The organism is Streptomyces sp. WAC05292 (genome assembly GCF_003949955.1).
Classification (GTDB): Bacteria; Actinomycetota; Actinomycetes; order Streptomycetales; family Streptomycetaceae; genus Streptomyces; species Streptomyces globosus.
This window is the reverse complement of record NZ_RPSE01000352.1, coordinates 1-6,808: the sequence shown is the minus strand read 5'-3', so window position 1 is coordinate 6,808 and position 6,808 is coordinate 1. Positions and strand designations below refer to the sequence as shown.

The 6,808-nt window shown below is 73.9% G+C and carries 6 protein-coding genes; 2 read left to right on the top strand and 4 right to left on the bottom strand.

The annotated features are described in order from the left end of the window. Window positions 1-123: 123 nt before the first annotated feature. The gene (locus tag EF903_RS26395; protein WP_125547262.1) at window positions 124-381 is read left to right on the top strand and encodes a hypothetical protein; all 258 of its coding nucleotides are present in this window, start codon (window positions 124-126) and stop codon (window positions 379-381) included. A 299-nt stretch (window positions 382-680) separates the two neighbouring features. On the opposite strand, the gene EF903_RS26390 is transcribed toward EF903_RS26395, so the two are convergent. The 4 genes from EF903_RS26390 to EF903_RS26375 all read right to left on the bottom strand — a co-directional run bounded on the left by EF903_RS26390 (window position 681) and on the right by EF903_RS26375 (window position 4,247). Then, a complete protein-coding gene (locus EF903_RS26390; RefSeq protein WP_125547260.1) occupies window positions 681-2,243 on the bottom strand; it encodes an SDR family oxidoreductase in 1,563 nt (520 codons plus the stop codon). A 70-nt stretch (window positions 2,244-2,313) separates the two neighbouring features. After that, window positions 2,314-3,201, bottom strand: coding sequence for a RimK family alpha-L-glutamate ligase (locus EF903_RS26385; RefSeq protein WP_185902828.1), 888 nt, complete (start codon window positions 3,199-3,201; stop codon window positions 2,314-2,316). 109 nt (window positions 3,202-3,310) lie between these two features. After that, a complete protein-coding gene (locus tag EF903_RS26380; protein ID WP_221888776.1) occupies window positions 3,311-3,931 on the bottom strand; it encodes a DUF6328 family protein in 621 nt (206 codons plus the stop codon). A 124-nt stretch (window positions 3,932-4,055) separates the two neighbouring features. After that, entirely contained in the window at window positions 4,056-4,247 is a 192-nt protein-coding gene (locus EF903_RS26375; RefSeq protein WP_125547258.1) for a hypothetical protein, read from the bottom strand. A 237-nt stretch (window positions 4,248-4,484) separates the two neighbouring features. Between EF903_RS26375 and EF903_RS26370 the strand changes: the two genes are divergently transcribed. Next, window positions 4,485-6,800 carry a UvrD-helicase domain-containing protein gene (locus tag EF903_RS26370; RefSeq protein ID WP_125547256.1) on the top strand — a complete coding sequence of 772 codons (2,316 nt, stop codon included), beginning with the start codon at window positions 4,485-4,487 and terminating at the stop codon, window positions 6,798-6,800. The last annotated feature ends 8 nt before the right edge of the window (window positions 6,801-6,808 follow it).

The window sequence follows — 6,808 nt, the reverse complement described above, 5'->3', positions numbered from 1 at the left end:
GGGTGGGGGAGCGGGGCGGCAATCGGATGACAGGGCGCAACTCCGCATATGCCGCCGCGTTATGTCGAGGTGTTCCCGGATCGTCTCGGGAGCGCTTGGAGTCAGTCGAGGAAGGCAGCCGTCGTGGCAGACGTGTTCTTGTGGAGTGTGCTGGTGTGCGCCGTGCTGGGTACGGCCCTCACCACGTGGTCGTCGGGGGGAGTGGGCCGGCTGCACCCCGCGGACCGCCGTGAACTGCAACGCCAACAGCACTTCGAGCATGTGCTGTCCCTGCACGTGGACGCCGTGCACACGCCGCGCGAAGGCGCCGACGGCACTGTCGTCGGCGCGCCCCGGGTTCCGGCGTGCGCGGTGTGCGGTTCCGTGCTCAACGCGTCCTGACGCGCGGCAGCCGCCCTCCGCGCGGGGCTGGGGCGGGGGCGTACGGGAGAGAGCCGCAGGGCCGCAGCGCCGCGGTGGCTGGTCCGCGCCGTGTCGAGGCGCTCGGGAAGGGGTAAGCCGTGGTCCCCGGAATCCGTCACGATCAACGAACTTACCCGCTCTTGGATCGAGGCCGATGCAGGCCGGGGCAAACGGGTGAACCTCGCGGGAAACTCCCTGCGGGAGCGGCCCGTCTGCTATAGGTCCCGCCGCGGCCCCTCGGGCCGCTCCGCGCCTGTCGTTCCGCTCAGGCGGAGCAGTCACCAGGGGACGTGCCGGTAGTCCTTCAGGAGCACCCCGTGGATCGGAGTGCCCGACTGGCCCTGGACGATGGGGTGGTAGATGCGGGCCGCGCCGTCGACGACGTCCAGCGGCGGGCGCCAGCCCGTGGCGGCGTGCCGCTCCCGCGCCGGCAGCGGCTTCTCGTCGGTCACCCAGCCGGTGTCGACGCTGCAGGCGTGGATGCCGCGGGCGGCGAGGTCCGCGGCGCTGGTGCGGGTGAGCATGTTCAGGGCCGCCTTGGCCATGTTGGTGTGCGGGTGGTCGCCGGTCTTGTTGCGGACGGTGAACCTGCCTTCCACCGCGGAGACGTTGACGAGGTAGCGGTGCGGGTGCGGGGAGGCCTCCAGCAGCGGGAGCAGGCGGTCGGCGAGGAGGAACGGGGCGACGTTGTTCACCAGTTGGACCTCCAGCATCTCCACCGGGTCCACATCGCCCAGGCGCAGGGTCCAGGAATTGACTGCGGCCGTGTCGGTCAGGAGGCCCGACTCGTCGACCTCCGCCGGCGGCCGTGCTGCGGGCGCCGGCGCGGGGAGGGGGGCTCCCGATGCCGCCAGCAGCTCCCTCGTCCACGGCGGGGGCTCGGCGCGGTGGCCGGGCGGGAGGAACCCCGGAGCGCTCCAGATCCGGGCCGCGGGGAGTGCCTGCCCGTCGGCGGCCTCCTCGGCGGCCTCCTCGGCGGCGGCCAGGGCGCTGTAGGCCTGCGGGGAGCGCCGCAGGGTCTGGGCGGCGTTGTTGACCAGGATGTCCAGAGGCCGGCCCTGGGCCAGGAGGCGCCCGGTGAAGGCCAGGACCTGCCGGGGGTCGCGCAGGTCCAGCGCGGCGATCTCCAGCCGGGGCCACCAGCCGGCGGCGCCCGGGGCCGCGGCGAAGCGGCGTACGGCATCGCGCGGGAACCGGGTCGTCACCGTCAGCTCGGCGCCGTCGCGCAGGAGCATCAGCGCCGCCTGGAAGCCGATCTTCACGCGCCCGCCCGTCAGCAGCGCGCGCCGGCCCGTCAGATCGGTGCCGGCCGTGCGCCGGGCGAAATTGTCCTCGGCGCAGCGGGGGCAGAGCCGGTGGTAGAAGTGGTGGACCCGGCGGTAGTGGTCCTTGCACACGTAGCAGCGCTGCGGGCGGTGCAGCAGCTGCGGCGGCTCACCCCCGGAAGACGGCTGCGGCGGCGCCGCGTCCGTGTGCGGGCCCTGCCGGCCGATGTACGCGCCGACCGTCAGGGCCGGCCCGGCGGCGTTGGCGGGGGCGGCGGGCAGGGGTGCGTCCATCGTGCGGTCCGCGGCGCCCGTGGCGGTGGCGGCCAGCAGGCGGGCGTCGGCCGCCGCCCGGGCCGCGCGATCCGCGGCCCGGCGCCGGTGCCGTCCGTCGCGTACGAACGCCCCCGCGGCCTTCTCCAGCAGCCGGCGCCCCTCGTCGTCCAGCGGGAGCCGCCGGGCCCGGTCCAGCAGGTCCAGGCAGGTTTCCACGAGCGCGCTCTCCGGCGGCGTACCGGTGGTGCGGGTGACCGACGAGACTGCTGACTGCACCGGGATGTCCTCACTCGAACGCATGGGCGACCCAAGGGTGGGGCCGCCCATCATGCAGGACGGCGGTGATCGCCGTCACCCGCATTTCCGCCGCTCAGGCGCGGGGCCGGGCCGTGGCCGCGGCGCGGTCGCGGATGAGGCCCGCCAGTCGGGCGGCGCCGTCCGCGGAGTGCCCCAGGAAGAGGTCCGGCTCGACGAGTTCGAGTTCCATCACGACCGGCCGGCCGTCGTCCGCCGTCGCGATGTCGACGCGCGCGTACAGCAGCGGGCGGTCCGCCGGTACGGCCGCCAGGGCCGCCCGGGCGAGTTCCCGTTCGGGTGCCGAGGGCCGGTGCGGGGCCAGGCCGGGATGCGGGGCGCGGGTGTTGTCGAGGCCGGTCTCGGTGAGGACCGGCCCCTTGCGTATCGCGTGGCTGAACACGCCGCCGAGGAAGACCAGCGCGCGCTCGCCCTCGTCGATCCGGGACAGGTAGGGCTGCACCATCACGGTGCGCCCGGAGGCGTGCAGGGCGGCGGCGTGCGCGGCGGCGAGGTCGCACTGGTGCGGGGCGTAGCGGGCGGTGTCCTGCGCGCCGGCCGAAACGGAGGGCTTGACGACGAAGTGCCCCTCTCCCGGAAGCCGTACGTCCTCGCCGGGGGCCGCGAACCGGGTGGGGACCACGGGGACGCCGCGGTCGGCGAGATCGTGCAGGTAGCGCTTGTCCGTGTTCCACCGCACCACATCGGCGGGGTTGTCCAGCAGGGTGGCGGCCTCGACGGCGTCCGCCCAGGCGAGGAACGCGGGCCGCCGGAGGGCGTAGTCCCACGTCGACCTGATGGCCACGGCCGAGTAGCGCGACCAGTCGTGGTCCGGCTCGCTCCAGTCCGCCGCCTCCGCTTCCAGGCCGCGGGCGCGCAGCGCCTCCAGCAGTACGGGCAGGTCCGAGTCGTGGGCCAGGCCGAGGGCAGAGGTGGCGACGGCCACCCCGGTCGTGCCGGTCATGTGGGTGTCCTCCGCGGTCGGGTGGCGGTTCCGGGGCCGCGGCCCGGGCCGCGGCACGAGCGGCCACTGTGCCACACGGACGATCTTTCGCCCATGCGGTTTCGACCGGCTACCGGGGGTGCTTGCCGTCCTGCGGATCGCGTCTGCCGTTGGTGTGGCGGCCGCGCACCCACATCGGCAGCGCGAACCAGCACAGCAGGTACCAGAGCAGGACGCCGGCGACCAGCCAGGGCACGAGGTCGTCGCCCGTGGTGACGCGCAGGATGAGGGAGAGCGCGGAGACGAGGGTGGCGAGCAGCAGGACGATGCCCACCATGGTGAGGCGGGAGGCCCAGGTCACCGCCTCCGGTTTGATCCTGCGGCCCGAGACGATGCGGTGGAAGGCGACCGGCCCGATGAGCGCTCCGGTGGCGAGGGAGCCCAGGACGACCGTGATGACGTAGATCGTCCGGTCGGGCTCGTCCAGCTGCTGGAAGTGCGCGGTGAACGCGACGGTCAGCAGGAAGCCGAAGAGGATCTGGACGCCGGTCTGGGCGACCCGTATCTCCTGGACGAGTTCCTGCCACTGGCGGTCCGCCCGCTCCTGGCGCGTCTCGTTGCGTCCGTTGCCGCGGTACTTGCCGTCGGCGTAGGCCGTGTCGGCCTCTGCGTCCGGGTCGTGGCCGAGTCGGGTACGGGCTCTGTCCTGCTCCTCGTCCTGTCGGCGGGTGGCGGTGTCGTCTTCCGGCATGCTGGCTCCCTCGGGCATCCCGTCCGGTCCGGACGGGTGGCCCCCGTCCGCCCGGAAGTGGAGGACGTGCATGCGTATGACCGGTCACCGCCCGATCAAACCCCTGTTCGGTCCGCGGTCCGGGTCAGGCCTGTGGCACCTCCCCGGTCATGACGGCGCGGAAGGCCGACATGCAGGGCAGGCAGTGGCGGTCGGTGTCGCGGCCGCCTGCCGGGACGAGGGGCCGTCCGCACAGGGTGGCGGACCGGTCGCGGGCGACGACGTGCCAGACCGGGCCGGGCCCGCTGGTCGCCTCGCCGAGGTGCATCTCGTACATGTGGCCTCCCCGTCGGGTGGACTGCTCCTACGTCCACCACAGCAGGGCATCGCCCACAAGGCCTTGACGAGTGGGCCGTCCGGGTGACCCGCGGCGGCCGGGGGGAGAAAATGAAAAAACCCCGGAGCGAATTGGCTTCCGAGGGAGGGGGAGCGATATATTGAACCCTTCGCGCCTGTTTCTCGAGACGAGCGCGAAGCAGCCTTACGGGGACACTATATCGGGTCGGGAGTGGAATTGTCAACCACGGAATTCCGGAAAGAGCAGCAATTTGTCGACGGGCTCTACGCGCGCCTCGACGACCTGCGTGACCAGGCCGAACGCGCCGTGCGTGACGCACTCGCCAAAGGTGCGGGCAATGGTTTCCAAGCGCGTCTGGAGCGCGACGTCCTGGTCGCGGAGCAGTCCGGCCTGCTTTCCGCCCTGAACTCCGGAGAGAACGGCCTCTGCTTCGGCCGGCTGGAGTTCTCCGACGGCCGCGACCACCACATCGGCCGCATCGGGATCAGGCAGGACGACGCCGACCGCACCCCCCTCGTCCTGGACTGGCGGGCCGACGTCGCCCGCCCCTTCTACCTCGCCACCGGCCACCACCCGATGGGCCTGCGCCGCCGCCGGCACATCACCACCCTCGACCGCGAGGTCACCGCCCTCCACGACGAGATCCTCGACCTCGCCGACCCCGAGCGCACCGGCCTCGAAGGCGCGGACGCCGACGCCGTGCTGCTCGCCGCCCTCGACGCGGCCCGCACCGGCCGCATGCACGACATCGTCGAGACCATCCAGGCCGAGCAGGACCGCATCATCCGCTCCCCCCACCAGGGCGTCCTGGTCGTCGAGGGCGGCCCCGGCACCGGCAAGACGGCCGTCGCCCTGCACCGCGCCGCCTACCTGCTGTACGCCCGGCGCGAGCTGCTCGCCAAGCGCGGCGTCCTGATCGTCGGCCCCAACCCCGCCTTCCTCGGCTACATCGGCGAGGTCCTCCCGGCCCTGGGCGAGACCGGCGTACTCCTCGCCACCATCGGCGAGCTCTTCCCCGGGGTGCGGGCCGCGGGCACCGACAGCCCGGCCGCCGCCGAGATCAAGGGCCGCGCCGGGATGGCCGACGTCCTCGCCCGCGTCGTCGCCGACCGGCAGATCCTCCCCGAGGCGCTGCCCGCCGGAAGCGGTGAGGACAACGACCTCGTCCCCGAGCCGGCCCTGGAGATCGACCACGACGAGTACGGCACCCTGCTGCTCGACCGGACCATGGCCCACGCCGCCCGCGACCGCGCACGGTCCACGGGCCTGCCGCACAACCTGGCCCGCCCCTACTTCGCGTTCTCCGTCATCGACTCCCTGACCGACCAGCTCGCCGACCGGCTCGGCGCGGACCCGTTCGGCGGCCCGAACCTGCTCGGCGCCGACGACATCGCCCAGCTCGGCAAGGAGATCGCCACCAGCGCGGAAGTGCACGCCGCGATCGACTCCCTGTGGCCGCCGCTCACCCCGCACGCCCTCGTCGCCGACTTCCTCGCCGACCCCGCCCACCTGCCGCAGGAGGAGGCCGCGCTGATCCGGCGGCCGGTGACCGGGCCCGGCGACTGGACGCCCGCGGACATCCCCCTCCTCGACGAGGCCGCCGAACTCCTCGGCGTCGACGACAGCGCCCGGCGCGCCGCGCAGGAACGCGCCCGGCAGGAGCGGATCGAGTACGCGCAGGGCGTCCTGGACCTGTCGGCCGGGTCGGAGTCGTACGAGTTCGAGGACATGGAGAACGAGTACCTCGCAGCCCACGACATCATCGACGCCGAACGGATGGCCGAACGGCACGAGGAGGCCGACCACCGCAGCACCGCCGAACGTGCCGCCGCCGACCGCACCTGGGCCTTCGGGCACGTCATCGTGGACGAGGCGCAGGAGCTGTCCGCGATGGCGTGGCGGCTGCTGATGCGCCGCTGCCCGACCCGCTCCATGACCCTCGTCGGCGACCCCGCGCAGACCGCGGAGGAGGCCGGCTGCGGATCCTGGGCGGAGGTGCTGAAGCCGTACGTCGGCGACCGGTGGGAGCTGGTCCGGCTCGGCGTCAACTACCGCACGCCGGCCGAGATCATGGACGTCGCCGCCGCCGTGCTGCGGGCCCGCCACCCCGGCTTCGAGCCGCCGCGGTCGGTGCGGTCCACCGGGCGCCGGCCCTGGCTGCGGCGCGTCGGCGGGGACGGGGCCGGCGGGCCTGCGGACCTGGCCGAGCAGGTCGCGGAGGCGGTGCGGCGGGGTACGCCCGCCGAGGGCCGGCTCGCGGTGATCGCCCCGCGGGCGCTGCACGCGGCCGTCGCGGACCGCGTGCCCGGGGTGCGGGCCGGGGCGGAACCCGACCTCACCCGCAGGGTGGTGCTGCTGGATCCCCGGCAGGCCAAGGGGCTGGAGTTCGACTCGGTGGTCGTCGTGGAGCCGGCCGACTTCGCGCCGAGCGACCTCTACGTCGCCCTGACGCGCGCCACGCAGAGCCTCGGGGTGATCCACGGCGGGCGGCTGCCCGAGGGGATGGCGGAGGCCCTGGACGCGGTGGGCTAGGCGGTGGG

What these genes read in the sequence shown, in the direction of transcription:
- EF903_RS26390 (WP_125547260.1), bottom strand. Translation starts at nt 2,243, where the DNA reads ATGCGTTCGAGTGAGGACATCCCGGTGCAGTCAGCAGTCTCGTCGGTC.
- EF903_RS26385 (WP_185902828.1), bottom strand. Translation starts at nt 3,201, where the DNA reads ATGACCGGCACGACCGGGGTGGCCGTCGCCACCTCTGCCCTCGGCCTG.
- EF903_RS26375 (WP_125547258.1), bottom strand. Translation starts at nt 4,247, where the DNA reads ATGTACGAGATGCACCTCGGCGAGGCGACCAGCGGGCCCGGCCCGGTC.
- EF903_RS26380 (WP_221888776.1), bottom strand. Translation starts at nt 3,931, where the DNA reads ATGCCGGAAGACGACACCGCCACCCGCCGACAGGACGAGGAGCAGGAC.